The organism is Granulicella sp. L60 (assembly GCF_009765825.1).
Classification (GTDB): Bacteria; Acidobacteriota; Terriglobia; order Terriglobales; family Acidobacteriaceae; genus Edaphobacter.
Genome location: NZ_LMUR01000022.1, coordinates 130,319 through 156,929 on the forward strand (window position 1 = coordinate 130,319; position 26,611 = coordinate 156,929).

Annotated in this window: 27 protein-coding genes; 18 read left to right on the forward strand and 9 right to left on the reverse strand. The window is 58.2% G+C overall.

Annotation, left to right across the window (positions count from 1 at the left end; all coding sequences use genetic code 11):
* Nucleotides 1-8: 8 nt before the first annotated feature.
* Nucleotides 9-692: a YukJ family protein gene (locus GSQ82_RS21560; RefSeq protein WP_158794361.1), complete on the forward strand. Its 684-nt coding sequence runs from the start codon at nucleotides 9-11 to the stop codon at nucleotides 690-692.
* Here the strand turns inward: GSQ82_RS21560 and folP are convergent.
* Nucleotides 687-1,607 carry a dihydropteroate synthase gene (gene folP / locus GSQ82_RS21565; RefSeq protein WP_254061838.1) on the reverse strand — a complete coding sequence of 307 codons (921 nt, stop codon included), beginning with the start codon at nucleotides 1,605-1,607 and terminating at the stop codon, nucleotides 687-689. The two genes, GSQ82_RS21560 and folP, sit on opposite strands and share 6 nt — an antisense overlap.
* 61 nt (nucleotides 1,608-1,668) lie before the next feature.
* On the opposite strand from folP, the gene dacB reads away from it, so the two are divergent.
* The 4 genes from dacB (at nucleotide 1,669) to lipA (ending at nucleotide 5,347) form a co-directional block, all read left to right on the forward strand.
* Nucleotides 1,669-3,321: a D-alanyl-D-alanine carboxypeptidase/D-alanyl-D-alanine-endopeptidase gene (gene dacB, locus GSQ82_RS21570; protein WP_158794362.1), complete on the forward strand. Its 1,653-nt coding sequence runs from the start codon at nucleotides 1,669-1,671 to the stop codon at nucleotides 3,319-3,321.
* Nucleotides 3,322-3,348: 27 nt separating this feature from the next.
* Complete coding sequence (locus GSQ82_RS21575; RefSeq protein WP_158794363.1) at nucleotides 3,349-3,690, forward strand: cytochrome c; 342 nt, start codon at nucleotides 3,349-3,351, stop codon at nucleotides 3,688-3,690.
* Nucleotides 3,687-4,064, forward strand: coding sequence for a hypothetical protein (locus GSQ82_RS21580; RefSeq protein ID WP_158794364.1), 378 nt, complete (start codon nucleotides 3,687-3,689; stop codon nucleotides 4,062-4,064). Before GSQ82_RS21575 ends, GSQ82_RS21580 begins: the two co-directional genes overlap by 4 nt.
* Nucleotides 4,065-4,384: 320 nt before the next feature.
* Nucleotides 4,385-5,347 (forward strand): lipoyl synthase, encoded by a 963-nt coding sequence (lipA, locus tag GSQ82_RS21585; RefSeq protein ID WP_254061839.1) that lies wholly within the window; start codon nucleotides 4,385-4,387, stop codon nucleotides 5,345-5,347.
* A gap of 16 nt (nucleotides 5,348-5,363) precedes the next feature.
* Here lipA and GSQ82_RS21590 read toward each other — a convergent pair whose 3' ends face one another.
* Nucleotides 5,364-5,624: a hypothetical protein gene (locus GSQ82_RS21590; protein ID WP_158794365.1), complete on the reverse strand. Its 261-nt coding sequence runs from the start codon at nucleotides 5,622-5,624 to the stop codon at nucleotides 5,364-5,366.
* Between the two features lie 112 nt (nucleotides 5,625-5,736).
* Between GSQ82_RS21590 and GSQ82_RS21595 the strand changes: the two genes are divergently transcribed.
* Entirely contained in the window at nucleotides 5,737-6,768 is a 1,032-nt protein-coding gene (locus GSQ82_RS21595; protein WP_158794366.1) for an aldo/keto reductase, read from the forward strand.
* A gap of 69 nt (nucleotides 6,769-6,837) precedes the next feature.
* Here GSQ82_RS21595 and GSQ82_RS21600 read toward each other — a convergent pair whose 3' ends face one another.
* Together GSQ82_RS21600 and GSQ82_RS21605 are read right to left on the reverse strand one after the other, a co-directional pair.
* Nucleotides 6,838-8,454, reverse strand: a complete 1,617-nt coding sequence (locus tag GSQ82_RS21600) for an outer membrane beta-barrel protein (RefSeq protein WP_254061840.1) — start codon at nucleotides 8,452-8,454, stop codon at nucleotides 6,838-6,840.
* Between the two features lie 324 nt (nucleotides 8,455-8,778).
* A complete protein-coding gene (locus GSQ82_RS21605; protein ID WP_158794367.1) occupies nucleotides 8,779-10,443 on the reverse strand; it encodes a DHA2 family efflux MFS transporter permease subunit in 1,665 nt (554 codons plus the stop codon).
* A gap of 130 nt (nucleotides 10,444-10,573) precedes the next feature.
* Here GSQ82_RS21605 and GSQ82_RS21610 point away from each other — a divergent pair, with 130 nt between their 5' ends.
* From GSQ82_RS21610 to GSQ82_RS21625, 4 genes are all read left to right on the forward strand, one after another.
* Nucleotides 10,574-11,206 (forward strand): FMN-binding negative transcriptional regulator, encoded by a 633-nt coding sequence (locus GSQ82_RS21610; RefSeq protein ID WP_158794368.1) that lies wholly within the window; start codon nucleotides 10,574-10,576, stop codon nucleotides 11,204-11,206.
* A gap of 93 nt (nucleotides 11,207-11,299) precedes the next feature.
* On the forward strand, nucleotides 11,300-12,958 hold the full coding sequence (locus GSQ82_RS21615; protein ID WP_254061841.1) for a M1 family metallopeptidase: 1,659 nt from the start codon (nucleotides 11,300-11,302) through the stop codon (nucleotides 12,956-12,958).
* A gap of 97 nt (nucleotides 12,959-13,055) precedes the next feature.
* Nucleotides 13,056-13,835: a zinc ribbon domain-containing protein gene (locus GSQ82_RS21620; RefSeq protein ID WP_158794370.1), complete on the forward strand. Its 780-nt coding sequence runs from the start codon at nucleotides 13,056-13,058 to the stop codon at nucleotides 13,833-13,835.
* 53 nt (nucleotides 13,836-13,888) lie between these two features.
* The gene (locus tag GSQ82_RS21625; RefSeq protein WP_158794371.1) at nucleotides 13,889-14,395 is read left to right on the forward strand and encodes a 5'-3'-deoxyribonucleotidase; all 507 of its coding nucleotides are present in this window, start codon (nucleotides 13,889-13,891) and stop codon (nucleotides 14,393-14,395) included.
* Nucleotides 14,396-14,457: 62 nt separating this feature from the next.
* Here the strand turns inward: GSQ82_RS21625 and GSQ82_RS21630 are convergent, their stop codons facing one another.
* Nucleotides 14,458-14,898 carry a DUF2251 domain-containing protein gene (locus GSQ82_RS21630; protein WP_158794859.1) on the reverse strand — a complete coding sequence of 147 codons (441 nt, stop codon included), beginning with the start codon at nucleotides 14,896-14,898 and terminating at the stop codon, nucleotides 14,458-14,460.
* Nucleotides 14,899-15,025: 127 nt separating this feature from the next.
* On the opposite strand from GSQ82_RS21630, the gene GSQ82_RS21635 reads away from it, so the two are divergent.
* The 3 genes from GSQ82_RS21635 (at nucleotide 15,026) to GSQ82_RS21645 (ending at nucleotide 18,782) form a co-directional block, all read left to right on the forward strand.
* Nucleotides 15,026-16,228, forward strand: coding sequence for a hypothetical protein (locus GSQ82_RS21635; protein ID WP_158794372.1), 1,203 nt, complete (start codon nucleotides 15,026-15,028; stop codon nucleotides 16,226-16,228).
* A gap of 129 nt (nucleotides 16,229-16,357) precedes the next feature.
* Entirely contained in the window at nucleotides 16,358-18,124 is a 1,767-nt protein-coding gene (locus GSQ82_RS21640; protein WP_254061911.1) for a murein L,D-transpeptidase, read from the forward strand.
* 22 nt (nucleotides 18,125-18,146) lie between these two features.
* Complete coding sequence (locus GSQ82_RS21645) at nucleotides 18,147-18,782, forward strand: YdeI family protein (RefSeq protein WP_158794374.1); 636 nt, start codon at nucleotides 18,147-18,149, stop codon at nucleotides 18,780-18,782.
* Nucleotides 18,783-18,819: 37 nt separating this feature from the next.
* On the opposite strand, the gene GSQ82_RS21650 is transcribed toward GSQ82_RS21645, so the two are convergent.
* The 4 genes from GSQ82_RS21650 to GSQ82_RS21665 form a co-directional block, all read right to left on the reverse strand.
* Nucleotides 18,820-19,353 (reverse strand): MmcQ/YjbR family DNA-binding protein, encoded by a 534-nt coding sequence (locus GSQ82_RS21650; RefSeq protein ID WP_158794375.1) that lies wholly within the window; start codon nucleotides 19,351-19,353, stop codon nucleotides 18,820-18,822.
* A 660-nt stretch (nucleotides 19,354-20,013) separates the two neighbouring features.
* Entirely contained in the window at nucleotides 20,014-20,250 is a 237-nt protein-coding gene (locus GSQ82_RS21655) for a hypothetical protein (protein WP_158794376.1), read from the reverse strand.
* Between the two features lie 73 nt (nucleotides 20,251-20,323).
* Complete coding sequence (locus GSQ82_RS21660) at nucleotides 20,324-20,746, reverse strand: DUF3253 domain-containing protein (RefSeq protein WP_158794377.1); 423 nt, start codon at nucleotides 20,744-20,746, stop codon at nucleotides 20,324-20,326.
* Nucleotides 20,747-20,793: 47 nt separating this feature from the next.
* A complete protein-coding gene (locus GSQ82_RS21665) occupies nucleotides 20,794-21,666 on the reverse strand; it encodes a hypothetical protein (RefSeq protein ID WP_158794378.1) in 873 nt (290 codons plus the stop codon).
* Nucleotides 21,667-21,976: 310 nt separating this feature from the next.
* On the opposite strand from GSQ82_RS21665, the gene GSQ82_RS21670 reads away from it, so the two are divergent.
* The 5 genes from GSQ82_RS21670 to GSQ82_RS21690 all read left to right on the forward strand — a co-directional run bounded on the left by GSQ82_RS21670 (nucleotide 21,977) and on the right by GSQ82_RS21690 (nucleotide 26,590).
* Nucleotides 21,977-22,360: a hypothetical protein gene (locus GSQ82_RS21670; protein ID WP_158794379.1), complete on the forward strand. Its 384-nt coding sequence runs from the start codon at nucleotides 21,977-21,979 to the stop codon at nucleotides 22,358-22,360.
* A 109-nt stretch (nucleotides 22,361-22,469) separates the two neighbouring features.
* Nucleotides 22,470-23,495, forward strand: a complete 1,026-nt coding sequence (locus GSQ82_RS21675) for a radical SAM protein (protein ID WP_158794380.1) — start codon at nucleotides 22,470-22,472, stop codon at nucleotides 23,493-23,495.
* 47 nt (nucleotides 23,496-23,542) lie between these two features.
* Nucleotides 23,543-24,208, forward strand: a complete 666-nt coding sequence (locus GSQ82_RS21680) for a class II aldolase/adducin family protein (RefSeq protein WP_254061842.1) — start codon at nucleotides 23,543-23,545, stop codon at nucleotides 24,206-24,208.
* Between the two features lie 33 nt (nucleotides 24,209-24,241).
* The gene (gene tyrS / locus GSQ82_RS21685; RefSeq protein WP_158794381.1) at nucleotides 24,242-25,489 is read left to right on the forward strand and encodes a tyrosine--tRNA ligase; all 1,248 of its coding nucleotides are present in this window, start codon (nucleotides 24,242-24,244) and stop codon (nucleotides 25,487-25,489) included.
* Nucleotides 25,490-25,753: 264 nt separating this feature from the next.
* Nucleotides 25,754-26,590, forward strand: a complete 837-nt coding sequence (locus tag GSQ82_RS21690; protein WP_158794382.1) for a hypothetical protein — start codon at nucleotides 25,754-25,756, stop codon at nucleotides 26,588-26,590.
* The last annotated feature ends 21 nt before the right edge of the window (nucleotides 26,591-26,611 follow it).

The following is a 26,611-nucleotide window of genomic DNA, read 5'->3' on the forward strand; positions in this document are numbered from 1 at the left end:
GAGCAAGGATGCCGATTTCGAACTACAGTGTGCTGGCGGGGGATCCGACGGCGGGGAAGGTCGTAACTGGATCAAGCGCGCACTATCAGATCACCATGCAGGCTCCGGGTGGACCGTTTACCGTGGCCGTGAATATTCAGTCGGTGGATGGGTCGGAGGTGCTGTACGACATCGCCGAGAATTTTACGCCGCCGGATCTACAGGGATTGCTTGCACTCCCCATGGGAATGACCGCGTTGAAGAGTGAGCCGGGCGGGTTGGCCCTGGACTTTGTGCGAAGCACTGTGAACGGCCAGCCCATGATCACAAAGGCGCAGATGATGCTTCTGCCCAAGCCGAACGTATCAAAGTCCGGCAGCGAAGAGGAGCGGATGATGCAGCGCGCACATTCGAAGGCACTCGAAAACGCCGTGGTGACGCTGCTGAACATGACGATCGCGGATAAGGACGGCGTAATCTATGCCTTTGGCAGCGCCTACTCCGACTCCGGCAAGGTGGACGGGATTCATGACATCCATATGAACCAAGGGAATCCGAAGAACAATCATGGCGGAGATAACGGCGTGTGGCAGGATGGCGCGCTGTTGATCCACCTGCCATCGCAGGGAACGTGGACGGCTGTGTTTATTGCGTTTCAGACGGAGAGCTGGAACACGGATGCATCCGGGAATCCGGCGAGCGGAACGTCATAGTGCGCCAAGGACGCGGTCTGCGATAGCTGCGGCTTCGGCAGCGGGCCTGACGTCGTGGGTGCGAACGATGTGAGCGCCGGACAGGATGGCGGCAACGTTGGCGGCAGTGGTGGCATGCAGTCGATCTGCGGCTAATCCCGTGGTTGATTCGAGCGGGATCGCTAAGGCCGCGTTTTGAGCAAGCGTATGCGCGAGAAAACCCTTGCGTGAAATTCCGACGAGAATCGGCAGATCGAGATGATGAAGCATGTCGAGATGCGCGAGGAGCGGATAGTTTTCGTCGAGGCGTTTGCCAAAACCAAAGCCCGGATCGAGAACGATCTTCTCTCGCGCGATGCCCGATGCAATAGCGGCTTCCACGCGCTGCTGGAGTTCGGTGAGAACAAGTGGGAGCACTTGGCCTGACGCGAGCGATGGAAGATGCACCCACTCCTGCGGCAGCCCTCGGGCGTGCATAAGGATAGTGCCACAGTTAAGTTCGGCGCAAGCGCGAGACATGTCCGCGTCCCAGAGATGTCCACTCACGTCATTGACGATCTCGGCGCCAGCCTGAATCGCGTATCGTGCGGTGCTGGCGTGGAAGGTATCGATGGAAAGAATCGCCTCTGGCCTCTGTTTGAGGATCGCTTCGATGACGGGAAGGATTCGCGTCTGTTCTTCTTCGGCAGTGAGGGGTATTGCGTTGGGTCGCGTCGATTCTCCGCCTACGTCGAGGATGTCCGCACCATGGTCGAGCATGAGAAGAGCTTGGGCGATGGCTTTTTCGGGGGCTTGTTCCGGAGAATAAAAGTGCCCGCCGTCCGAGAAAGAATCGGGTGTGACGTTGAGGATGCCCATGACGATCGTCCGTCGGCCCAGGGGAACGGTCCGGGTCTTGAGATGCCAGTCGAAGTGCGGGCGGGGTGCGAAGGACATGCATGGATTCTAGCTGGTGGGATGCTAGACTGCGCGGATGGTACGGCTCTCCAGATGTGGCATGGCGGTGATATTAGGACTTTCGGCAGTTTGGGTTGCGCCGCTGCAGGCGCAGACGCAGGGCGTGGGTTGCGAAGGATCTGTAGCGCTCAAGGCGGGCAGAGGCGGTCCGTGTACTGAGTTGGCGCAGAAGATCGCAGGCATGCTGGAGGATCCTGCGGTGACGCGGGACCACTGGGGGATCTCCGTGGTGGAGATGGATGGTGCGCCAATCTATTCGCTGAATGAGGGGCAGCTCTTTCAGCCTGCGAGTAATGCGAAGTTGTTTACGACGGTGGCTGCAATGGCTCTGCTGGGGCCAACGGCTACCGTGAAGACTACCGTTCAGGTAAACGGCGTCTTCACCGGCAAAGAGTACGTCAAGGGGAGTATCTATCTGGTCGGCGGCGGCGACGCCAATCTCTCGGGACGAGCTGTGCCCTACGCTCTGAATTCGGATGAGGCGTCTTCGCCGCTGCATTACCTCGACGACATGGCGGCACAGATAGCGGCTTCGGGGCTGAAGACGGTCGACGGGGATGTGATCGCGATTGGAGATCACTTTGGCAATGAGCCGTATCCGCAGGGCTGGAGCGTCGATGATCTCCCGTGGGGCTATGGTGCGCCGGTATCTGCTCTGAGCGTGAATGATAATCAACTGAAGCTTACGATCACACCGGCTGTAGAAGTGGGCAGCCACGCAATCATTGAAGTCACACCTGAAATTCCTTACTACACCGTCACGAACGATGTGATGACCGTCGATCGAAGATCTCCGACGAGTATCGTGGTTGAGCGCAAACAGGGCTCGAAGATTTTGCGGGTCTACGGAGGGATCGCTCTCAAGGGCAAGCCGGAGACCGATTTTATTTCGATCGAAGATCCGCCGGAGTTCGCTGCAATTGCATTCAAACAACTGCTTGAGCAACACGGCGTTATCGTGACTGGTAGTGCGCGGGCGGAGCATGTGCTGCTTGAAGATGCGCGCAGTTTTCGTACGATATCGCACGAGCCTTTGGATCTGGCAAAGCTTAAGACAATGCAAAAGGTAGAGTCTCCGGGCTCGATGGTGTGTCCCGATCCATGCGATGCTGCAAGTCTTCCACGCACTGGAGTCGCAGTTGAGCATACCTCTCCCAGCCTGTTGGAAGATGTTGTCCTGACAAATAAATCGAGCCTGAATCTGCATGCGGAGCTGCTGTTGCGCCGACTCGGAAGTAGGTTCGTTCTCGATGGCGAATCAGAGAGTGGAAGCTTTGCAGATGGCGCACGCGTCGTCCGCCAGTTTCTTATCGACGTAGGCGTTCAAGGTGATGACTTCGTCTTCTACGATGGCTCGGGGCTGTCGTCCTATGACCTGGTGACGCCGCGGGCCACCGTTCGATTGTTGCAGTATGCCGCAGCACAGCCCTGGTTTGCGGATTGGAAGAGCAGCCTTCCGGTGGGTGGAGTGGATGGTTCGTTGGAAGGACGGTTTGCAAAGGCTCCGCTGAAGGGGAGGGTGTTTGCCAAAACGGGAACGCTGGGAGAGGCGCGGGCGTTGAGCGGATACGTCGAGTGCGCGGGTGGAAAGACGGTCATCTTTTCGATCATGGTGGGGAACCATATGCCGCAGACCAGTACTGACAGGGATGTGATGGATAAGATCGTTGGGGCGATTGCCGCGGCAAACTGATGCGCCGGGAAGTGAGAGAATAAGGAGATGATCCGGGCTTCTTTCTTGCTTCTTTTGTTGGTGGTCGTTGGGTGTAAGTCGGTGCCGCCGCCTTTGCCGCTGACGGAGTTGAATGCGCAGCAGGCACGTGGACATGCGGTGTTTCAGACCCGTTGCGCGTTGTGCCACTACGACCGCAAGGACGCTTCGCTGCATGGGCCGGCGTTGATCGGTGTGCTCAAGAAGCCTTATCTGCCGAGCGGCGCTCCGGCCAATGATGAACGTGTGACGGATACGGTGATGCATGGACGCGCGCTGATGCCGGCTCTGGGGAATACGATGGATCAGCAGGATATGGACGATCTGCTGGCGTATCTGCATACATTATGAGCGAGACCGATGAAGTAAAGAGGCTTCAGGCGCGGGCGCATGGGATGCTGCCGGGTGTGGCGGGCATCTGCCTGTTTATGGTGGTGCTGACGATACTCAACGCCGTGGCGGCGCTGCGGGGCAGCTTCGGCACTGGCACGGGAAGGTATGGCGTGCTGACCTTGTGTACGTTGCTGGCGGCGGGTGTGCTGGGGTTGCTGCGGCTGCGGCGGTGGGGCTGGTCGCTGGTGTTGGCAGGGTGTTTGACGCTTTGCCTGGGGAATCTGTTCGTGTTTGAGAAGACGCACGCAGGGCAGTTTCTGTTGCAGGGATTGTTTGCGCTTGTGTTCTTTCTCTATCTGGTAAGGACAGAGGTTCGAGAGCGGCTGCGGTGAATCTGACGGGTGGTTCGTTGCGAACGCAGTGCGCCATATCTATACAACGCGGATTCCCAATTCGAATCCGCGCAAAATAAATCCAGAAAACCTGTCGTATTTTTCCGTGACCAGAGCTGTGGTGTCAAAATGCCACGACCACCATACGAATCACCACAACTCACCAGCAAACTACCACGCGTGCGCACCACAAATTCGCCGACCCCCCTTAAAAATCACAGCAAATTCGCAAAATCGGCTCCCGCCGCCATGAGTCTTTTTTTCGCCCAAATCAACCTCGCTGAAGTAGGGTCTGGGGTGGTTTGGATACAATGGAGGGGATGACTCCTCCGGTGGCGCAATCGGGAATGCAGTTGAATGCAGAGCTGGTGCAGATCGATCTGACGCCGCGCAAACCTGCGCCCAAGCCGGCCTGGTTGAAGGCCAAGGCTCCGATGGGGGAGACGTTTCACAATCTGAAGAAGATGGCGCGGGAGCTGAACCTGCATACGGTGTGCGAGAGCGCGCAGTGCCCGAATATCGGGGAGTGCTGGAATCAGAAGTCGGCGACGTTCATGATGCTGGGGAATCTGTGCACGCGGCGATGCGGGTTTTGCGCGGTGCCGAAGGGCAAGCCGGAGCCGATTGACTTCGATGAGCCGCGGCGGGTGGCGTATGCGGTTGCGCAGTTGGGTCTTGCTCATGCAGTGATTACGAGCGTGAATCGCGATGACGATAATGTGGGCGCAGCGCGGGCGTTTGTGAGTGTGATCGAAGAGATTCGGATGCAGGCGCCGGGGTGCCGGGTGGAGGTGTTGACGCCGGACTTTCAGGGGAACGAAGAGGCGCTGCGGCTGGTGGTGGAGGCGCGGCCGGAGATTCTGAATCACAATATCGAGACGGTGCCGAGGCTGTATCGCGTGGCGAAGTCAGGCGGGCGCTACGAGAAGTCGCTGCGGTTTCTGCAGCATGCGAAGGAGCTTGCGGCGGAGATGTTCGATGATCGGGATGGCGATCAGATTGTGACGAAGACGGGCATCATCGTGGGGATGGGCGAGGAGATGCACGAGCTGCTGGCGGTGTTTCGCGATCTGGCGGACCGGCGGGTGGATATTCTGACGATTGGGCAGTATCTGCGGCCTTCGCGAGATCATCTGCCGATGGCGCGTTACTATACGCCGGAGGAGTTTGCGTTTTTGAAGCATGAGGCCGTGGGGATGGGGTTTCGGCATGTGGAGTCGGGACCGCTGGTGCGGAGCAGCTATCATGCGCAGGAGCAGGCTGAGAGTACAGGGCTGGCTTAGAAGAGTTGCGCAGGGGTTAGCCGAGGCGCTTGGCGCGGATGATGTCTTCGCAGTTGAAGCACTGGCGGAGGCCCTGAGCGGGGCTGCCGGATAGGTAAGTGACGCGTTTGTTGCGTGGGATCGACTGGAGACGGTTGCACTTTTCGGTGGTGTGGAAGACTTTGCTGCCCTCGCGCCAAGTGGGTGGGATCTCGGGTGTGAGGGTGGGCTGGTCCGGGAAGAGTGGCGTGGAGCACATCGTTGTAGGATAGCGGGACCAGCGGTGGAATGCTTCCACAGGACCTACGAGCTTCAGAAGCGTCAACTGTTTAGAAGCGTCAGAATTTCTGGAGCTTCAACACGTGAAGCTTTGTTCGGGATAAAACATCTGACGTGTACAAGGAGTTTTCATGGAATATAGGCAGCTTGGACGATCGGGATTGAAGGTGCCGGAGCTTTGCTTCGGAGCGGGAACGTTTGGCGGCAATAACGAGTTCTTCAAGGCCTGGGGCGCGACCGACGATATCGCCGAGGCGCGGAAGATGGTGGATATCTGTGTGGAGAACGGGATTACGTTGTTCGATACGGCGGACATCTACTCGAATGGGCAGAGCGAAGAGGTTCTGGGGAAGGCGCTCGATCATTTGGACCGCGAGGACGTGATGATCTCGACGAAGTCTACGTTTCGCCTGGGCAAGGGGCCGAACGATGTGGGGTCGAGCCGGTATCACCTGATTCAGTCGGTGGAGCGGTCGCTGAAGCGGCTGGGGTCGGAGTATATCGACATCTACCATCTGCATGGGTTTGACGCGGTGTCGCCGGTGGAGGAGACGCTGCGGGCGCTGGATGATCTGGTGAGAGAGGGCAAGATTCGGTATATCGCGTGCTCGAATTTTTCCGGTTGGCATCTGATGAAGTCGCTGAGCGTGAGTGAGCGGTATGGGTGGTCGAAGTATGTGGGGAACCAGGCGTACTACTCGCTGGTGGGACGCGAGTTTGAGTGGGAGCTGATGCCGCTGGCGCTGGATCAGGGTGTGGGGACGCTGGTGTGGTCGCCGCTGGGATGGGGACGGCTGACGGGGAAGATTCGCCGTGGGTCGCCGATTCCTGCGGAGAGCAGGCTGCATAAGACGGCGGCGCAGGGTCCGCAGGTGGACGACGAATATCTGTACAAAGTTGTGGATGCGATTGATGAGATAGCGAAGGAGACGGGCAAGACGGTACCGCAGATTGCGTTGAACTGGCTGCTGCGACGGCCTACGGTTTCGACGCTGATTGTTGGGGCGAGGAACGAGGAGCAGTTGCGGCAGAATATCGGCGCGGTCGGTTGGACGTTGAGCAAGGAGCAGGTGGCAAAGCTGGATGCTGCTAGTGAGGTGCCGAAGACGTATCCGTACTGGCACCAGGCGCAGTTTGTCGAGCGTAATCCGTTTCCTGTGTAAGAGGCTTTGTAGAAAGATGAAGGGCTCGCAGGCAGATGCTTGCGAGCCCTTCATCTTTGATGGTGCGGGTTAGAACTTGACGAGGAAGGCGCCGGTGATGCGGTTCTCGCTTTCGCGAAGATCCGGAGCCCATCCTGGGACGAGCGATCCGGGTGCTCCGGTGTTTCCTCCTGGCGGGGTTACACCTCCGGGTCCACTGAAGTACGGGACGTTCGCGGCGCGGTGGTTGTACTCCAGGCGATAGGTGAAGTACTGGCTGGGCATGTAGTCGGCTGTGACCGAAGCGTCCCATGCTTTGAACGGATCGCCTGGGTTCTCGGTGAAGTATGGCGTGCCAGAAGCGGCGGTGGCACCGTTGATCGGCGGCAGCAGCACGAGGTAGCGGCCGGGGTTATTGATGCGACCGCCGCCTAGCGTGAAGCCAAACTTGTCTCGGTCAAACCAGAGCCGGTTGTAGACCATGAAACCGAGGAAGCTCTGTTTCGGGCCTTGCTTGGTATTGCCATGGCAGCTGACTCCGCCGCCACTCTCGCAACCGGCGTCTCCGGTGACAGTGAAGGCAGCTTTGCTGATCAAAGAGTAGGGGTGGTCATAGTACTTGTACTCGATGCTGTCGTCGGTGTGTAAGCGGGTGCGGGTTGCTACGCCAAGCGCATCCTCTCCGAAGCCGTACTGGTTGCCGATGATCTGCAACTTGCCGGTGGGCCTCCACAGAATTTGTCCGCCAAGTCCAGGCCGACCGTTGAAACGGCCGTAGGACTGCCATCCGTTGATGAACCATGGCTCGATCTTTAGCTTCGCTGTGGGAAACCACTGCACGCGCACACCGTTGAAGAACCACGGCGTGTTCGACGAGACGTACGACGGCTGATAGGCCCAGTTATCGAACTGATAGAACGAGAAGAGGCCGACGTAGGAGAGGAAGATACCGGCATCGACGTTGATGCCGTGCTGCACGTTGAAGTGGTATCCGGCGTTAGCCTCGCCAATATAACGATAGGCGTCGGCGAGGTCCCACTGCCCGCGCGCGGGGCTTGCATCGTTGCGCGGCGTGGCCGTGGCGTAGAGGCCGAGCTGGCTCAAAAAGCGGGCGCGCACATTGTTTACGTGGAAGTCGCCGCCGAGCCCAAGGTCCGTCAGTGTGACCTCGCTGGAGCGAAAGACTTCGCTCGAGCCGACGATGGTGTCGTCTTGCGGGTGACGGAAGTCGTAGGTGTAACTCACGTCCGAACGTATCTCCGGGGTGAAGTATTTGGTTGCGTAGGGAGTGTCCTTGGTGCGGGAGTTGCCGTTGAGCCAGGTGAAGTCGGCGAAGGCGAACGGGGTCGAGTGGGGATCGGCGGGGTCGGTGCTTGCAGGCTGCTCTTCAGTGGCGACGACAGCTGCCGGCGCTGGCACAGGCACGGGCGTAGAGGCCTTCGGCGTTGTAATGTGAGTGGTCTCGGGCTGTGGCGCATTGGTCCGCTTCAGCTCGATCAGCTCCTTCTGAATCTCCTCTAATTTGTCCTGCAGTTGCTGAATCTTCAGGTCCTGAGATGTCTGCATACTGGTGTTTTCTACTGCAGTCTGCAGATTGGGTGTCTGCGTCTGCGCCAGCAAGCTTCCCACGCTGAGCGTCAGCCCGACCCCAAGGGTCAACCCAATTCGACAGAGTCCTTTAGTGGGTGACTTGATTGTTTTCTCCACGGTAATTCTCCCATTCTGTTAGCGTCAGCGGCTTGAGCACGCGAGCTAAACCACTGTCGACTTTAACAAGGGCGGGATAAAGAATTCGTCTAGAGCGCATAAAGAACTCGTAACGAGAAGAGAGGCTCGCATGAGGATTAAATGGGTTTTTGAGGAGGGGAGATTGCGGAGTTGCGGGAGGATCTTGGCTATGTGAGAACTCGGCAGTGGGACGGCGCGGAATCAGTTCTTCCTTGGTGCGGATCTGATTTATAAGCCTCTAACGAGGCTGGCAGTGCGGTGTTCGCACTTTTTAGTTACCTATTTGTGATTAGGCTTTGGAGGTTAGTGGCCGGCGGAGGGGCTGGCGTGTTTTGGCGGGCGGGGGATGAAGAAGAGCAGGGGTATCATGCAGGCGCAGAAGACGGCGAGATACTGGATGATGTCGAGGTAGGAGAGCATGGCTGCCTGGCGGTGGAGCTGGTTGTAGAGATAGGCCTGGGCGGCGTGGGAGCCGGTGCCGGTCATGGGATTGCCGCTGGTCTTGCCGCCGAAGATGCCTTTGAGCATCGCGACCTGCTTCATGAAGGCGGGGTTGCCGGGTGTGAGGTTGCGGACCATGTTGCTCTCGTGGGTGGCGGTGCGGCGGGTGAGCATGGTGGCCATAAAGGCCGTGCCGCAGGAGCCGCCAATGTTGCGGGCGAGATTGGTGAGGCCAGAGACGTCGTTGTTCTCCGACTGCTTTACGCCGATGTAGGCGATGGTGTTGATGGGGATGAAGAGGAAGGCGAGACCGGAGGCCTGGAAGCAACGGAGAAAGACGAGGCGTCCGTAGCTGACGCCGAGGTCCATGCTGTGCATGGTGATGAGGGAGACGGTGAGTATGGCGAAGCCGAAGCCGATGAGTTTGCGCGGATCGGTGCGGCCTACGAGGACACCGACGACGGGCATCATGGCCATCATCATGAGACCGGCGGGGGAGAGGACGAGACCGGCGAGCTCTGCGGTGTAGCCGAGCAGGGTCTGGACGAGCTGGGGGATAAGGATGGTGGTGCCGTAGAGCGAGAAGCCGAGCACGAACATCAGCAGGAAGCAGATGGCGAAGTTCGTGCGTTTGAAGAGGGTGAGGTTGAGGATGGGGCGATGGCCTTCGCGGAGTTGTTTGAGCTCCCACCAGATCATGACGACGAAGGCGACGACCATGGTGACGGCGAAGAAAGCGATGAGGTGGGAGGAGAACCAGTCGTCCTCCTGGCCCTTGTCGAGGACGAACTCGAGGGAGCCGAAGGTCAGGCCGAGGAGACCGAAGCCGAGGAAGTCGAGCTTGATGCCGCCCTTCTGGGACTTCGCGACCTGGGCTTTGACGTAGGGCGGGTCTTCGACGATGCGGGAGGTTAAGAACAGAGAGATGAGGCAGATGGGGACGTTGAGGAAGAAGATCCATCGCCAGTCGAAGTTGTCGGTGATGTAGCCGCCGAGGGTGGGGCCGATGGCGGGGGCGCAGACGACGGCTAGGCCGTACATGGCAAAGGCCTGACCGCGTTTTTCCGGAGGGAAGGTGTCGGCGAGGATGGCCTGTTCGGAGGGGGCGAGGCCGCCGCCGCCGATTCCCTGCAGGATGCGGCAGAAGATCAGGAGGGGGAGGGTGGGGGCGAAGCCGCAGAGGGCGGAGCTAATGCCGAAAAGGGCGACGCAGATCATGTAGAACTTCTTGCGCCCGATGAAGGTGGTCATGTAGGCGCCAGCGGGCAGGATGATGGCGTTGGAGACCAGGTAGGCGGTGAGGACCCAGGTGGCTTCGTCCTGCGTGGCGCCGAGGCCGCCGGCGATGTGGGGCAGGGCAACGTTAGCGATGGAGGAGTCGAGCACCTCCATGAAGGTGGCCAGGGTGACCGTCATGGCGACGATCCAAGGGTTGATGCGCGGCCGCCAGGGACGCTCGACGGTGGTGTGGGACTCGTGTACTTCGGGAAGTTGCGCGCCCGGGAGTTCTACAGTGGTGGTTGCCATGAGGTGTTTATTCGATTGTATGGGTTTGGACCGGGATTCAGAGAGTTTGGGAATAGTCTGCGATCTTTGGAAGGACGTATCCCCTGATTGAGTGATAGGTTCGTAGCGAGTGCGGTTTTGAGGAGGCTTTATGTATATTCCCGCGGCAAACAAGGAGGATCGCCTCCCGGTACTGCACAAGTTGATGGAAGATCAGCCGTTTGCGTCGTTGATCACGGTGGGCTCCTTGGGGCTGTTTGCTTCGCATATTCCGATGGTGGTGGAGCGGGAGGGTGGTCCGCTGGGTCGATTGAAGGGGCATCTCTCGCGTGCGAATGGGCAATGGAAAGATATATCTGCGTCTGTGGAGGCGCTTGCGATATTTTCCGGGCCACAGCACTACATTACGCCGTCGTGGTATCCGGAGAAGCAGGAGACGGGGAGGGTGGTGCCTACGTGGAACTATGCCGTGGTGCATGCCTATGGGTATATGAGAGTGATCGAAGATGGGGAGTGGTTGATGGCCCATCTGGAGAGTCTGACGAACATCCATGAGGCGGATTCGGCGGTTCCGTGGAAGGTGAGCGACGCTCCGGCGAGCTATGTTGCTTCGCTAGTGAAGGGGATTGTCGGGTTGGAGATGGTAATTGAGCGTATTGAGGGAAAGTGGAAGGCGAGCCAGAACCGTTCGGAGGAGGATCGCGTGGGTGTGGCGCGAGGCCTGGCTGAGTTGGATACGGAGGAGAGTCTGGCGATGAAGGCTTTGGTGGATGAGCGAAGGTGAGGGGCGAGGCAATTCCGGGTGAATCGCGGTAGGCTAGCAATAATGTTTACGCACGGTCTTCGGAATTGGAATCGCAATCGGCAATTTAGTTTAGTGTTCTGGTTTGGATGGGCCTCTTCGGTCTCAGTCTTTGGTCAGACGACGCAAGCGTCTCCTGCTGCGATTGCGACACCTGCTGCGGCTACGCCTTCGGCGGTGGTCGAGCCTGCGCATGATGAGCTTTTGCGTGGGACGTATGGGCCGTATCGCGCGAATAATGATTTGCTGTTCTATCACCTGGACTTGCGCGTCGATCCGGAGAAGAAGTTCATTCGCGGGACGAACACGATCCGGTTCAAGATGCTGCAGGATGGTACGCGGGTTCAGCTAGAGCTTTATCCTACGCTGCAAATCGACGGGATTTCGTTGGGTAAGACTACGCTGAAGTATGAACGCGATGGCGGCACGGTATATGTGGACTTTCCCAAGAGACTGCGTGCGGGACGAACTTACTCGATCGACTTTCATTACTCAGGCCATCCGGTGGAGACGGGACGGTTTGGATGCTTTACGTTCAAGAAGGATACGGCGGGACATCCGTGGATCAATACGGCTTGCGAAGAGACGGGCGCGTATGTGTGGTGGCCGAATAAAGAGCAGTGGCGCGATGAACCTCAGCAGGGGATGGAGATCAGCGTCGCGGTACCGAACGGGTTGATGGATATTTCGAACGGGAAGTTTGCAGGGAAGAAAGATCTTGGCGATGGGTATACGCGCTGGGACTGGAGGGTGCACTACCCGATCAATAACTACGATGTCGCGCTGAATATCGGCAACTATGTTCACTTCGACGATAAGTTTCAGGGACTCGCGCTGGACTACTATGTGCTTCCGGAGGACCTGGATAAGGCGAAGGTGCAGTTCGCGCAGGTGCCGGGGATGATGAAGGCGTACTACCACTATTTGGGGGAGTATCCGTTTAAGAAGGACGGGTACAAGCTGGTGGAGGCGCCGTATGCGGGGATGGAGCACCAGAGCGCGGTGGCTTATGGGAACCACTTCAAGAACGGCTACTTTGAACGGGACTGGACGGGGGTTGGGATCAGTCCGCGATTCGACTTCATCATCATTCATGAGAGTGGGCATGAGTGGTTTGGTAACAGCGTGACGGCTGCGGATAAGTCGGATATGTGGATCCATGAGGGATGGACAACGTATCTGGAGGGCCTGTATGTCGAGTACAACTGGGGCTATGACGATGCGATTCGGTATCTGAATGGGCTGAAGAAGAAGGTGAAGAACGACCGGCCGATTATTACGGCACGGGGGACGAACGCGGAGCCGCCGCAGGATCAGTACTTCAAGGGTGCGCTGTTTATCAATACGCTGCGCAGCATTGTGAACGACGATACGCGCTGGTGGCCCATTCTGCGTGGCTTCTATCTGAAGTTCAAGTATCAGAACATCACGACGGAGGACGTGGTTCAGTACTTCAACCAGCAGACGGGTATGGATCTGACTCCGGTGTTCGATCAGTATCTGCGGCACACGGCGATTCCTACGCTGGAGTTGAAGTTCGATGAGCCGGGTGCGGTCGCTTACCGGTGGGTCGCGGATGAGAAGGCGTTTGCGATGCCGGTGCGTGTAGGTTTGAAGGAGCACTGGGAGACGATTCATCCCACGACGGAGTGGCAGACGATGAAGAGTCCGCTGACGAGGGAGCAGTTTGAGGTGGCGACGGAGCTTTACTATATCAACGTCAACAGGATGTAGGGCTGCTTAACAAAGATTCGAAGCGGTGCTAGACTTCGAGTTTTCCTTCTGATTTTGGCTTTTGGTGCAATGTAACGGAGTGGAAAGAGAGATTGATATGCATCCTGACCTCGAAAAACTGATTGTGTTGCAGGGGCATGATATCGAGGCGAAGCGCCTGCGCGATGAGATGGTGGCGTTGCCGAAGCAGGTGGCGGCGCTAGAGACCAAGGCGAAGGCGATCCTGGGTCAGCGTGCGGTGGTGGTCGAACTGATTGCGAAGGAAGAGAGCCTGCGACGGCGGCAGGAGTCTGATGTCAAAGATCAGAAGGCGAAGATCGAACGCACGCGCAAGCATATGGACTTGGCGACGACGACGGTGCAGGTGACCGCGTTTGAGCATGAGATTGCGTTTGCGCAGGCGGAGATTGGCAAGCTTGAGGACTCCGAGATCGAGAGCATGGAGCGCAGTGAGGGGCTGGAGGCGCAGAAGCTGCTGGCGGATGATGCCGTGACCGATTCGGCGGCGACGCTGGAGCGCGAGCGGGTGCGTGCGGCGGAGGTGGTGGCGCAGGATAAGGTGCTGCTGGCGGCGGTCGAGGAGAAGCGCAAGGCGGTGCGGGCGGAGATTGGCGAGAGTGCGTTGTCTACGTATGACCGTATCGCGAAGGGCAAGGGAACGGCGGTGGCTGAGGCGGTGAATCAGAAGTGCACAGCATGCCAGATGATGGTGCGGCCCCAGCGGTGGAACGATCTGCGCGACCGAGGCAACGACGAGACGATGATGACGTGCGAGAGCTGCGGCCGGCTGCTGTACTACGACCCGGCACGCGACGCTCCGCAGCGAAAGACGGTTCCGGTAGAGAGTATTGCAGCATCGATCATACGTTCGCTTTGAATAACGATTCGCTGTAGGCGGTCAGGACGAGTGTGAAGAGAGTTTGTATTGATATGGACGAGGTGATGGCGGATGCGTTGGGTGAGCATCTGCTCCGCTATAACCGGTACTATGGAGAGCAGATCACGCTCGACGATCTCCATGGGAAGTGGCTGTGGGATGTGGTCTCGACGGATCGGCACGCGGTGCTTGAGGCTCATCTTCGGTCAGAGGATTTCTTCGACGTATTGCAGGTGATGCCGGAGTCGCAGCGGGTGATACGTCGGCTGCAGATGAATTATGAGGTGTTTATCGCGACGGCTGCGATGGAGATCCCTACTTCGTTCGAACAGAAGTACAGATGGCTGGAGCGGCACTTTCCGTTCATCCCTGCATCGCATATCGTTTACTGCGGAGATAAGGGAATTCTTCGGGCGGACTATCTGATCGACGACAATCCGCGGCAGCTAAGGCGATTTTCTGGCGAGGGGATACTTTATAGCTCGCCGCATAACGCCGGGGTGACAGGATATAAGAGGGTGAATGACTGGCTTGAGGTGGAGAAGCTGTTTCTGAGCTAGGCAAGCGTGGTGGCATTTTCTGAAGGTGGTTTGGTTTCCTGCGGTTCGAAGTTTCCGCGTCTTTATGACGCGTAGAGATTGGATTCGAAGCGCTGGAACACGTCGTCGGACCAGGCGTGCGAGGATTTTTTCCAGATGTCTCCCTGCTCTTCGAGGAAGTTTGGGAAGTTCATCTGGCAGTAGCCGCATCGTGCTCTGAAGTCGTAGAGCGCCTGTGGAGTGCCGTCGAGGTAGAGGGCGGCCTGCATGCCGTCGCGGGACCACTCGACGGAGGCGATGCGCTGGGGCTCGGGGCGCTGATTTTCTGCATCGCTTTTGGCGAGGGCAGCGACGTTGTAGATGAGCATGGCATCGAGGATGGCGTGATCGTGCTGCTCCTGCGAACGGTCGCAGGCGTAGAAGTAGCCGGCGACGCCTTCGTCCTCAAAGACTACGGTCCATGGAACGATGGGTGAGTCGGAGGAGAGAAAGGCGCGGCCAGGAGTGAAGGAGAGCGACTGCATATATCTCACGATACACTCGAAGGTGAAGCTGTTGGTTGCGTGTGTGAGCGTGTTTCTGTGGGACGCTGCGGACGATGGCGAGATGTGGGATGAGAATAATGACAGGTAAAGGTCGGCAATTCAGCGAATGAGGCTTCCCCGCATCAGGATCGGTCGACCCCAGCAGATGGCGCTGCTGCTGCTGCTGGTTTTTCTGGCAGAGTGCCTATGGGTGGTGAGCAGGCAGCAGCTGTCGCAGCAGGACTATCGGTATGCCGAGTGCGGGCGTGAGATGTGGGAGCGGCCTTCGCCTCTGGCCGGTTACTTTACAACCTGCGGAAATTTGAATGGTGATGGGACGTTTGCGTATCGGGTGGCGGGACTGCCGCTGACCGTTCAGCGTCTGGTGATGCTGGGGGCCGATAAGCTGCGGAGGCCAGAGAACCGGCTGTATACAGATGGGACGCTTCGCGGCTCGATGTGGGAGGCTCGGCATCAGCTGTACAGCGTGAAGTATCTGCTGCACCTGTCGTTTATCTTTTTTGCGCTGTGGCTGGGTGCGGGGCTGTGGTGGGTGTCGAGGCGGCTGTTTGGCAATGAGGGCGGATTTTTTGCGCTGGGATTGTACTGCTTTTGTCCGGCGATTATAAGGTTTGCGGTGACACCGAACAATGATGTGCTGGCGATGTGGGGACTCTACGGGCTGGTGTATGCAGCGATGGGGGTGGCGCATGCGATGCAGGGACCGCGCAGGAAGTGGAGGCCGCGGATTGCGCTGCTGACGCTGGCGCTGGGCCTGACGGCGGCGGCGCATCTGCTGGCGGCGATGGTTGGTTTTGTGATGGCGGCGGTGTGGATGATGTATCTGGCGCAGCGGCGACGAAGCTACGTGATGCAGATTCTTGTCTTCTCTGCGTTGGGTGCGCTGCTGATCCTGTTTGCGTTTTATGCCTTCCGCCTGGCTCCTTTCAGTTATGTGTTTACGGGTGGTGGAGCGCGGTTCTGGTTTGAGTTGGATGGAGCGCGGCGGTTTTTCCTGAACCTCGTGAACGCGTCGATTGTCGGGGCGACGGTGGTGGCACTGCTGGTGTTCGCAGGGATGCGCCGTAGTCGCTACTTTGGCAATACGGCTCCTCTTGTGATGACACTTTTACTGCTTCCGCTGGTGACGGTCCAGACAGTGTCTGCGCCGTGGCTTTGGGCGCTTCCGTTTCTGTTTACGTTTGTAGGCGGGGTATTTGCCGATGCGCTGGAGACACGTCAGCGCAAGATGTTCCTTGTTCTTTCCGGGGCAATTCTTGTAACGCAGGCGATGATTTGCCTTACGTTTCTGCCGGAGATTGCGCGGTAGGTTGCACGGCTGAATCTGAGTCGTCACTGGCGGCGCTCTGCGATTGCTGCGAAGTTGGCGGATGTGCTGCATAATAAGTCGGCACCCCTGACACACAGTTACGACCTGAAGGATGACCCGTCCGTGAAGATGAAAGCTCTGTTACGTCCTGCCATAACGGCCTGTGCTCTTAGTGCGCTACTGCTCGTGAGTGGATGCCACCGGCATCGTAAATCGAAGTCCGCGCTGAATACGACGGCTTACTCGGACCAGTTGCAGGAGTTGGTGAAGAAGAAGGCGCTGCCGCCGGAGAAGGTGGATACGAGCAAGGTGCCGAATCTGCGTTGGCCGAACTTCTCAGACTACGAGCCGATTGTGACGACCTTCTACGACGATCGTAACTACGAGGTTGCGTGGACGCGGGACGGCGCGCCGACGGCTACGGCTACGGCCTTCATTCAGCAGTTTCACGATGCGGCTGTGAAGGGGTTGATTCCGGAGGACTATGACGATTCGCGATGGGCGAACCGCGTGCAGGCGCTTACGAGCAAGTCAGCCGATGCGATCTCTCTGTTCGACGTGGCGATGACGGTCAATGTGATGCGTTACATCTCCGATCTGCGGATCGGGCGGGTGAATCCGCAGCACTTTAGCTTCGATATCAATGTGCAGGATAAGAAGTATGACTTGGCGGAGTTTGTCTCTGATAACGCGGTGGATGCAACGGATGTACCGAAGCTGATCGAGAGTGTAGAGCCGGACTCGGACGAGTACAGGAAGACGGAGGCGGCGCTGGCGCACTATCTCGACCTCGCGAAGCAGCAGGGGCAGGCAGGCATTGAGCCGCTGCCGACCGTCGCGAAGGCGGTTGCCGTTGGTGGAGAGTATCCGGCGGCAGATGCTTTGTTGACGCGGCTGCGGTTGGAGGGAGACGCGCCGGATGGGGGATCGGATGCTCAGGCGAGTCATAGCTCGGTCTTCGATGCTGCTCTGTCGGATGCGGTGAAGCACTATCAGCATCGGCATGGAATTGCAGAGGACGGGAAGTTGACAGCGCAGACGATCAAGTCGCTGAATGTGCCGATGGATGAGCGGGTGGCTCAGCTGCAGGATTCGCTGGAGCGCTGGCGCTGGCTGCCCGATCCTTATCTGCATGCGCGGCTGATGGTGAATCTGCCGGAGTTTGTGCTGCGTGGCTTTGACGCAAACCACAAGCTCGACTTCACGATGCGCGTGGTGGTTGGCAAGGTGATGGGAGAGCATGAGACTCCTGTGTTTACTCACATGATGAAGTATCTTGTGTTCCGGCCGTACTGGAATGTGCCGGTCGATATTGCGCGGAAGGAGTTGGTTCCTCATATCGAGGCGAACCGTGGATATCTTGCGAGCAAGAACTTCGAGGTGACCGACAGCAAGGGCGTGGTGCAGACCGACTATACGGCGCGGCAGGTCGGGCAGGGCGGCGTGATGGTACGGGAGAAGCCGGGGCCGAAGAACTCGCTGGGACTGGTGAAGTTCATATTCCCGAACCAGTACGACATTTATCTGCACTCGACGCCAGCTGTTTCGCTGTTCGAGCAGACGCGGAGGGACTTCAGTCACGGATGTATCCGAGTGCAGAAGCCAGCGGATCTTGCGGCCTGGGTGCTGCAAGGACAGGGCGGAGATTGGGATCTGCAGAAGGTGCAGGAGGCGATGAACAATGGACCGGACAACAAGACAGTGAGCCTGAAGACGCCGCTGCCGATCGTGATCTTCTACCTGACGGCGATTGTGGATGAGGACGATGAGGTCCACTTCTTCGACGATATCTATCGGTATGACGAGGAGATGCAAAAGGTTTTTTCGAAGGGACCGCCGTACCCTCAGAAACCGGAGCAGGTGGTGCCGAAGACGAAACAGGGTGACACCGCGTAGGGGAGTTTGTAGACTGTCTGCCATGACGAAGCCTGGTCTTGATCCGAGGGTGGATGCGTACCTTTCGACGGTCGCGCCGTTTGCGCTTCCGGTGCTCGAACATCTGCGGGAGATGGTGCATAAGGGCTGTCCGGGGGTGGAGGAGACGATGAAGTGGAGCAGGCCCTTCTTCGTCTATCACGGTGCGATTCTGGGCAACATGTCGGCGTTCAAGGAGCACTGCAGCTTCGGCTTCTGGGGTGAGGAGATTGCTGCTTCGCTGCGGGAGGCTAAGGCGCTGAAGGGCGATGGGATGGGTTCGCTAGGTCGGATTACCAGTGTGAAGGATCTGCCGTCCGACAAGCTGATGCTTGGTTGGATTCGTCAGGCGGCGGCGCTTGTGGACAAGGGCGAGTATACGAGTCCGATTGCGGCGCGGCGAAGGGTGGTGAAGGCGCCGAAGCCGGTGGTGGAAGCTCCTGCGGAGCTGGTGTCGGCGCTGAAGAGGAACAAGAAGGCTGCTGCGGTATTTGAGGGGTTCAGTCCGAGCGCGAGACGTGAGTACATCGATTGGGTTGCTGAGGCGAAGCGTCCGGAGACGCGGGAGAAGCGGATCGCTACTGCGGTTGAGTGGATCGCTGAAGGGAAGCAGAGGAACTGGAAGTATCAAAACTGTTAGCTATTCTGCTGAGCGGTCTTTGGTGGTGCGGTGGTGGTTATTTGGTGGCTTTCTTCTGGCTCTTTGCGGGCTTGGACTTTGCGGGTGGGGATTTCGGAGAAGGAGCTTTGGCGGGGGTCTTTGCGGCGGCTTTTGCGGCGAGGATTTTTCTGCGATCGGCGATGAGGCGTCTCTGCTGGGTGGCGGGGAGGGCGAGGAGGTCGCGGGTCTTCTGGGGCATCTTGGCGAGGGTGAGGGCGTGGGCGGCGGTGAGCTGCTCTTCCCACTCGGGGTTGCGGAAGACGCCCCAGTGTTCGATGGCGACCCAGTGGATGCGGGCGAGGTATGGAGCGGGGCGGATGCCTTCGGTCTCGAGGAGTTCGGCGTAGCGCTCCGGGCCGGCGGAGTAGGAGATGAGGCGGGTGGACTGATCTCGTTCGGGGCTATTGTTAGCGCTCAGGTTGATTACGGCGAACATCTTGCCGCCGATGGCCTTGTCTCCTGCCCAGAAGACGAGGCTGCCACCCCATTGGACGGTCTCGACGACGTGGGGGAGGGTGAGGAGAAAGGCTCGGATGCGTTCGACGTCCATGGGGCAGTATAAGTCTGGGTGGGGTCGCTTCCTTGCTGTACTTCTCTTGGGGTACCCCCACCCCTCCCCCCTCCCCCCTCCCCTATGTCAAGTGGCTTATTTGCAATGACTTGCTGAAAATGGCGCCGCTAAAATTCTCTAAACAAATGGGTTACGGACAAATATTTGTAAATAAATGGCTTATGGGCAAGCTGTTATCAATAAAAGAGTTAGATTTTTGGGTTTCTATCTCGAGTCTTGAATTTATTTCTCTGATTTAATGATAGCGGGTGAGGGATAACTACTGCGCCAAGGCTATCTCGCATGTTTTCTTTTATTTAGGCGAGATGTGGGCTTGACAGGTTTGTGGCCTGATTCGCACATATTATTGCGTTGCTGTGGATGAGAAGGCATACCCCAGTGGCTGAAGCCCCATTTCTTACGGAGGCTGGGAGGCCCAAGGGTAAAGCCTTGGGTTACCTCAGAGGCAAAGGCGATAGGCAAGGGCAAAAGCAGATCCCTACGGGGTGACAAAACAAAGGGGCGAGCAACCACAACCGCAGATCCCCTGCGGGGATGACAAACAATAGGACAAACAAAAGCAAAAGCAAAAGCGGGAGCAATTTCAGAAGCTGTCTAAAAACTTGAGACGTAATTTTCTGTTCTGTAGCGGCAGTGGAGCTACTTTGTTTGCTTTTCGAGTTTGCTCGCGGCGGCGGCTTTTTGGGTGGCGTGTCTGGTGGCTTTGGTGTGTTTGCCGGGTTTGGGTTTGCAGCTGCCCTTGGTTCCGGGAGTTTTGCCGGGAGTGGGTTCGAAGCCGGGCCAGCAGGGGGTTTCTTTGCTGGAGGACTTCTTGGCAGGGGTCTTCTTGTTCGTGGAGGAGGATTTTTTCGCGGACGATTTGTTTGCGGTGGCCATGCAGGGTTAGAGGGCAGATGTGGGGTCTTTGTGGACGCTTCGTGGATCTTTGCTGGTGAATCGTGGCTGATTTTTAGCGGAGTCGTAAACGGATGGGGCCTTTTGCGGTGGCGTGATCGACGACGGCTCCGTGCTGGGTGATGACGATTTTGCGTTTGGCGACGAGGCGGCGGGCGGCGGCGCGGGCGGGCTCCATGAGGCCCTCCCAGTCGCGGCGGTTCTCGGTTCCGCCTACGGCTTTTGCGGCTTCGGATGGGCAGATGGTCTTTGCTTCGTCTCCGGCAGGGTTGCGTTCGGCGAGGAGGGAGAGGATGGCGGCTTCGAGGGCAGCGTCGGCTGCGCCGGGGTGGTGGCCGCGGCAGGCGTCGCTGCAGTACTTGATGATGTCCCAGTCCTGGGCCCACTGCTTGCGACACTGGAAGGTGCGGCCGCAGGTCTTGCAGATCTTGTCTTTGTGCGGGGTGGTGCGTTCGGGTTTGGGTTTGCGGTCGGGCATGACGCGGTGATGATGGGCAGAGTTTGGTCGCGCAGATGATGTGATGCCTAGTGATGCTCTACGCGGAACTCGTATCCGGCGGGAGGGTAGAAGAGTGCGGGATCCGGCTCAGTGCGATGGATGTTGGTGAGTTCGTAGTCGGGCATCTGGCCGCTTTGATTGACCCTTGTGCCGGGGGCCTCCCGCATCTGAATCATCTCCTTCATGTCGAAGGAGTACCAAAGCTCGATCACCATCTTTGTTACGGCGCCTGATTGCGGGTTGGTGATGGTCTTTGTGCGCAGCACTCCGACTGCTTCGACGTCGCCGAAGTTCTTTTTGCCGAGGGGTTCGGTGTGGTCGACGGTGTTGTGTTCGTGGGTCTCGACGGGTTGGGTGAAGATGCCGGCCCACATGTTCTGATTGCCGTAGTGGAGGATGCGGGAGAGGCAGGAGACGGTTGCGGTGGGCTTGCCGGGAGCGACCCAAGGCTCCATCCATTGGAAGGTACAGTGCGAGACGGAATCGTTGACGGTGACTTCGTGCGCGGTGATGGTTGCGCCGTGGCCGTCGGGGCGCGGCATCTCGGTCTCATCGCGTTTTCGGCCGGCTGAGTCGCGGGCCTGACGGGTGTTGGTGCTGTACGACTTTACCTGGCCGTTTGTCGGATCGAGGATGTGGACGGTGGTGACGAAGGTCGCGGTGTAGGGGGCGTCCACCGGCTCTGCGATGGAGTAGGTCACATCGTTGTCGGGTGGGTACCAGTCTGCGGGAAAGCGGGCCGAGGGGGCGGGCGCAATGCTGATGACGGAGGGATCTTTTGTTTGTTGATCCGCTTGCTTGTCTGCCTGCCGGCTTGTTTGCCCGTTGAGTTGTACGCAATAGACGGCGGCAATGAGGAGTGGAAGGCAACGCAGCGATTTCGTGTGTGATGACACCATGGTGGGCCTCATCGTTCCGTCCTACGATCCTATGTTAGTTGGTGGTGTGCTGGAAGTATAGGCATCGGTTGAGGTTGTGAAAGTTTTTTGCCTGGGGCGGATTTTCTGTTTCTTTCGGGGCGAAGGGCGCATCTTACAAAGACATCTTTATACGTAGACGATCGGCTTCCGCAGACGTCTATTCTGTGAGGAATTTTTGTAGTGTGGGATAAGAGCGCTTATCTTCCTCGAATTTTGTTGTCGATGCGCTTGCAGGTGTGAGGCGCAAGGTTCGGTTCCAGAGAGAGTGTTGCATTTGGATCAGCTTTCCATGACGCGACGAGGTTCTGTGGATGGAGTGTCGCAGGCTCATGCCTTTGGGGGTGGACTGCTGCTGGCGTTTACTGCGCTGCTGCTGGTGGTGATGCCGTTTACGGAGTACTTCTTTCAGTTCGACCGGTTTCTGCGGGGCGGTCAGGACTGCGAGTTTAATCTTCTGCTGCTGGCGATGTTTTTTTCGATGGTGATTGTGCTCTCGCAGGGGCGTAGACAGAAGGTGGAGTCGATCCTTGCTGTGCTGCGGAGGCTGAGTGGCGTGTTTGTGGAACGAAGTCAGCCGGCGCGTGGAAGCGTGCGGGTTTTGGCGATGACGAGGGATGCGATTGCCGTGTCCAGTCGGGCGTTAGAGATGTATACCCTACCTATTCGAATCTGATTCGGCTCCTCTGGGATGAGTTTGGGGTCAACCTGCGGATGGCTCCGATGGGGTCATTCGGCCTCCTTTGCTAACCGGCGATCGCTTCGACGATCTGTTCTGGAGAGTTATGAAGAAGTCAGAAGTACTGCATGCCTGGGCGGCGATTCTGGATGGAAGGGCGCCTTCGCTTTCGATTGAGATAACAAAAGAGTGCCCGCTGCGTTGTCCGGGATGCTATGCGTTCGATGCGGCTCATCTTGGAGGCGAGACGCAGTTGCGCGAGCTCTCGGACTTCAAGGGGGATGAGTTGGTGCGGCGTGTGCTTGAGGTGATCGACCGTGAAAGGCCGCTGCATGTGTCACTGGTGGGGGGCGATCCGATGGTGCGGTATCGGGAGCTGGAGCGGCTGTTGCCGGAGATTGAGCGGCGCGGGGTACATACGCAGGTGGTGACGAGCGCGTTCCGGGTGATTCCGAGTGCGTGGAAGGAGTTCAAAAAGCTGAACGTTGTGGTGTCGATCGATGGGCTGCAGCCGGAGCATGATGAGAGGCGTAAGCCTGCGACGTATGAACGGATTCTGAAGAGTATTGCGGGCTCGAAGGTGACGGTGCACTGCACGATTACGTCGCAGATTGCGCAGAGGGCGGGGTATCTGGATGAGTTTCTTGCTTTCTGGAGTGGACGGGCGGAGGTGGCGAAGGTGTGGTTCAGCCTGTTTACGCCGCAGGTGGGGGCGGTGGATGCGGAGATACTGACGGCGAACCAGAGGGCTGCGGTGATTGCGGAGCTGAGGGTGTTGCGGCTGAAGTATCCGGTGCTGGATATGCCGGAGCAGGTGCTCGATGAGATGGCGACGCCGCCGAAGAGTCCGGAGGAGTGTATCTTTGCGAGGACGACGAAGACGATCTCGGCGGACCTAACGACGCAGATTACGCCGTGCCAGTTTGGCGGGGAGCCGGATTGCGAGCAGTGCGGATGTCTGGCTTCGATGGGTCTGGCGGCAGTGGGTCATCACAAGGTGGTGGGAGGGATTACGGCGGGCGGAATCTTTATGGCGTCCGACCGTTTTGGGAGGGGATGGCGGGGTATCAAAGAAGCTTTTTCGCGGAAACCTATTCTTGCTGTCGAAGCGACGCCTTTCAAGATACTTTAACCGTGAACCTGAAATGGGTTTCGTGACGTTGCGGAGAGGAGTAAACATTGGTAGACGACGAGTGCCGTACGATGGGCGAGTTGAGGCGAGATCTCTGCCGGTTTAGCAGGCTGCTTCATCGGCTGGGGTTCATGCCGGGGACTTCGGGTAATCTTTCGGTTCGGTTGGACAGGGAGCGTCTGCTGGTGACGCCGACGGGAATGAGCAAATTTCAGCTGCGGCCGGACGATATGGTGATCGTCGATCTTGAGGGCAGGCACCTGGAGGGCGCGCGGAAGGTGACGAGCGAGGTGAGCATGCATCTGACGGTGTATCACTTTCGCGATGATGTGGGGGCGGTGATTCATTCGCATCCGCCGATCGCGACGGCGTTTGCGTGTGCGGGACGGGGGTTGGAGCAGATGCTGTGCCAGGAGGCGGTGATGACGCTTGGGGTGGTGCCGCTGGCGAGGTATGCGACGACGGGGACGGGCGAGGTGGCGGCGAGCCTGGTGCCTTATATTCCTGGGCACGATGCGATCTTGCTGGCGAACCACGGAGCGGTGGCTTATGGGGGGACGCTGCTGCAGGCTTTTCAGAGGATGGAGACGGTGGAGCATCTGGCGCAGATTGAGCTGGTGGCGCATCAGTTGGGCGCGGCTCGGACGCTGAAGCAGGAGCAGATCAAAGAGCTTCACGATGCGAAGGCCAGGTATCTGATGAATGCGCAGTAGGGCGATGGCTCGGGTCTTTATACTTATATCGATATGACTAAGTTTCCGTCGCTGGAAGATCAGCTTGATTTGATTACGAAGGGTGCTGCGGAGATTGTTCCGCTGGAGGCGCTGAAGGAGCGCATCACGAAGTCGATTGCAACGGGCGTGCCGATGCGGATCAAGGCGGGGTTCGATCCGACGGCGCCGGATCTGCACCTGGGGCATACAGTGCTGCTGCGGAAGCTGAGGCACTTTCAGGTGCTTGGGCATACGGTTATTTTTTTGATCGGGGACTCGACGGCTCTGATCGGCGATCCGACGGGACGGAATGTGACGCGGAAGCCGCTGACGCCGGAGCAGATTGCGGTGAATGCGGAGACGTACAAGGAGCAGGTGTTCAAGATTCTGGACCGCGAGACGACGGAGGTGAGGTACAACTCCGAGTGGCTGGACAAGCTGGGGTACTACGACATGGTGAAGCTGATGGCTCAGTTCACGGTGTCGCAGATGCTGGAGCGCGAGGACTTTCATAAACGGTTCAACGAGGAGCAGCCGATTGCGCTGCATGAGCTGATCTATCCGATTGCGCAGGGGTATGACTCGGTGGCGCTGGAGTGCGATGTGGAGCTGGGTGGGACGGATCAGAAGTTCAACCTGATGCGTGGCAGAGACTTGCAGAAGCACTATGGGCAGGCGCAGCAGATTGTGCTGATGATGCCGATTATCGAGGGGCTGGATGGCGTGCAGAAGATGTCGAAGTCGCTGGGAAATGCGATTGGGGTGCATGAGCCGGCGGGGGAGATGTATGGGAAGCTGATGTCGGTTTCGGATGAACTGATGTGGCGGTACTGGACGCTGCTGACGGATTTGCGCGGGAGCGAGATTGAGGCGATGCGAGAGCAGGTGCGCGAGGGTGCGCTGCATCCGATGCAGGCGAAGAAGAATCTGGCGTGGGCGATTACGCGGGACTTTCACTCGAAGGAAGAGGCGGACGCTGCGGCTGAGGGTTGGGCGAAGATGTTTCAGCAGCGCGGGGTGAGTGAGGATGTGCCGGTGGTGCAGGTCTCGCTTGGGGCTGAGGGGCTGGCGGTGGATGCGGCGAGTGTTCGTCTGCCGAAGTTGCTGGTGCTTGTGGGGCTGGCGAGTTCGACGGGCGAGGCTACGCGGAAGATTGCGGAGAATGCGGTGAGTGTGGATGGGGTGAAGTTCAGTGGTAAGACGCTGGACGGTGTGGAGGCGGGAGGGTTGGTTACGCTGCGGCTGGGGAAGAAGAGTGTGCGGGTGGAGTGGGTTGGTTAGTGGAGTTGCGAGGTAAGACAAAAGCAGATCCCTACGGGATGACAAACAAAAGGACTGGCGACAGCAACTGTAACGACAAACGCAGATCCCCTGCGGTGATGACAAACAAAAGGGACAAACAAGAGCAACAACGGCAGGAGAACAACAATAACGGCAAGAACAATGGCAAGAGCAACGGTGATGGCGAGAGTGGACGGTATAGGATGACTCGAGTTCTAAACACAAACCTTGTTGAAGAATGCGCATCTTAAAGACGTGGGTTCTATGAAAAATCTGAGGTATTGTTCTCGTCTGTTTGTTGTGGCGGGATTTCTGCTGACAGGATGGATGCAGTTCGGTGCGGTGGATCTTCATGGGCAAGACGCCAGGGAGCCGAAGGAGATTGTGCGGACCGCGATGAATGCGGAGTTGACTGCGGATCTGAGCGATCACACTCGGTGGAAGTATCGTGATGCGCAGAAGGATGGGACGGAGACGGTCTCGATTGTGGTGGAGACGGACCATGGCTCGGTGAAGCGGCTGGTGAGCAGGAATGGGCGGCCGTTAAGCGCGGATGAGGCGAAGACGGAGGATGGGCGGGTGCAGAGTTTTATTCGCGACTCGGCTCAGCTGGCGAAACAGAAAAAAGATGGCGTGCAGGATGGGAAGAACGCGGAGGAGCTGCTGAGGATGCTTCCGGATGCGTTTGACTGGAAGGTGCAGAGCGAGGATGCGAAGGACATTACGCTGGCTTTTGCGCCGAATACGAAGTTCAGCCCGCCGGATATGCAGGGGCGGGTGCTGGGGCAGATGGCTGGGGTGCTGGTGGTGGATAAGGGACAGAATCGCATTGTGACGATCAGCGGGAAGTTGACCGAGGACGTGACGATTGGGTGGGGGCTGCTGGGGCGGCTGCGGCAGGGTGGGACGTTCCGGGTGGAGCGGCGGGAGGTGGCGCCGGGGCTTTGGCAGATTACCGAGACCCATGTGCATATCGAGGGGAAGGCGCTGTTTTTTAAGAATATCGGGCAGCAGCAGGATGAGGTGCAGACGGAGTTTGTGCAGGTGCCGGTGGGAACTACGCTGGAACAGGCGGCGGAGATGTCTAAGAGCTTGAAGTGATTTTTTGTCCTGCCGGACGGG

What these genes read in the sequence shown, in the direction of transcription:
- tyrS (WP_158794381.1), top strand. Translation starts at nt 24,242, where the DNA reads ATGACTAAGTTTCCGTCGCTGGAAGATCAGCTTGATTTGATTACGAAG.
- GSQ82_RS21620 (WP_158794370.1), top strand. Translation starts at nt 13,056, where the DNA reads ATGCATCCTGACCTCGAAAAACTGATTGTGTTGCAGGGGCATGATATC.
- GSQ82_RS21630 (WP_158794859.1), bottom strand. Translation starts at nt 14,898, where the DNA reads ATGCAGTCGCTCTCCTTCACTCCTGGCCGCGCCTTTCTCTCCTCCGAC.
- folP (WP_254061838.1), bottom strand. Translation starts at nt 1,607, where the DNA reads ATGTCCTTCGCACCCCGCCCGCACTTCGACTGGCATCTCAAGACCCGG.
- dacB (WP_158794362.1), top strand. Translation starts at nt 1,669, where the DNA reads ATGGCGGTGATATTAGGACTTTCGGCAGTTTGGGTTGCGCCGCTGCAG.
- GSQ82_RS21625 (WP_158794371.1), top strand. Translation starts at nt 13,889, where the DNA reads ATGGACGAGGTGATGGCGGATGCGTTGGGTGAGCATCTGCTCCGCTAT.
- GSQ82_RS21650 (WP_158794375.1), bottom strand. Translation starts at nt 19,353, where the DNA reads ATGGACGTCGAACGCATCCGAGCCTTTCTCCTCACCCTCCCCCACGTC.
- GSQ82_RS21660 (WP_158794377.1), bottom strand. Translation starts at nt 20,746, where the DNA reads ATGCCCGACCGCAAACCCAAACCCGAACGCACCACCCCGCACAAAGAC.
- GSQ82_RS21690 (WP_158794382.1), top strand. Translation starts at nt 25,754, where the DNA reads ATGAAAAATCTGAGGTATTGTTCTCGTCTGTTTGTTGTGGCGGGATTT.
- GSQ82_RS21560 (WP_158794361.1), top strand. Translation starts at nt 9, where the DNA reads ATGCCGATTTCGAACTACAGTGTGCTGGCGGGGGATCCGACGGCGGGG.
- GSQ82_RS21640 (WP_254061911.1), top strand. Translation starts at nt 16,358, where the DNA reads ATGAAAGCTCTGTTACGTCCTGCCATAACGGCCTGTGCTCTTAGTGCG.
- GSQ82_RS21595 (WP_158794366.1), top strand. Translation starts at nt 5,737, where the DNA reads ATGGAATATAGGCAGCTTGGACGATCGGGATTGAAGGTGCCGGAGCTT.
- lipA (WP_254061839.1), top strand. Translation starts at nt 4,385, where the DNA reads ATGACTCCTCCGGTGGCGCAATCGGGAATGCAGTTGAATGCAGAGCTG.
- GSQ82_RS21670 (WP_158794379.1), top strand. Translation starts at nt 21,977, where the DNA reads ATGACGCGACGAGGTTCTGTGGATGGAGTGTCGCAGGCTCATGCCTTT.
- GSQ82_RS21580 (WP_158794364.1), top strand. Translation starts at nt 3,687, where the DNA reads ATGAGCGAGACCGATGAAGTAAAGAGGCTTCAGGCGCGGGCGCATGGG.
- GSQ82_RS21605 (WP_158794367.1), bottom strand. Translation starts at nt 10,443, where the DNA reads ATGGCAACCACCACTGTAGAACTCCCGGGCGCGCAACTTCCCGAAGTA.
- GSQ82_RS21610 (WP_158794368.1), top strand. Translation starts at nt 10,574, where the DNA reads ATGTATATTCCCGCGGCAAACAAGGAGGATCGCCTCCCGGTACTGCAC.
- GSQ82_RS21675 (WP_158794380.1), top strand. Translation starts at nt 22,470, where the DNA reads ATGAAGAAGTCAGAAGTACTGCATGCCTGGGCGGCGATTCTGGATGGA.
- GSQ82_RS21575 (WP_158794363.1), top strand. Translation starts at nt 3,349, where the DNA reads ATGATCCGGGCTTCTTTCTTGCTTCTTTTGTTGGTGGTCGTTGGGTGT.
- GSQ82_RS21655 (WP_158794376.1), bottom strand. Translation starts at nt 20,250, where the DNA reads ATGGCCACCGCAAACAAATCGTCCGCGAAAAAATCCTCCTCCACGAAC.
- GSQ82_RS21635 (WP_158794372.1), top strand. Translation starts at nt 15,026, where the DNA reads ATGAGGCTTCCCCGCATCAGGATCGGTCGACCCCAGCAGATGGCGCTG.
- GSQ82_RS21665 (WP_158794378.1), bottom strand. Translation starts at nt 21,666, where the DNA reads ATGGTGTCATCACACACGAAATCGCTGCGTTGCCTTCCACTCCTCATT.
- GSQ82_RS21645 (WP_158794374.1), top strand. Translation starts at nt 18,147, where the DNA reads ATGACGAAGCCTGGTCTTGATCCGAGGGTGGATGCGTACCTTTCGACG.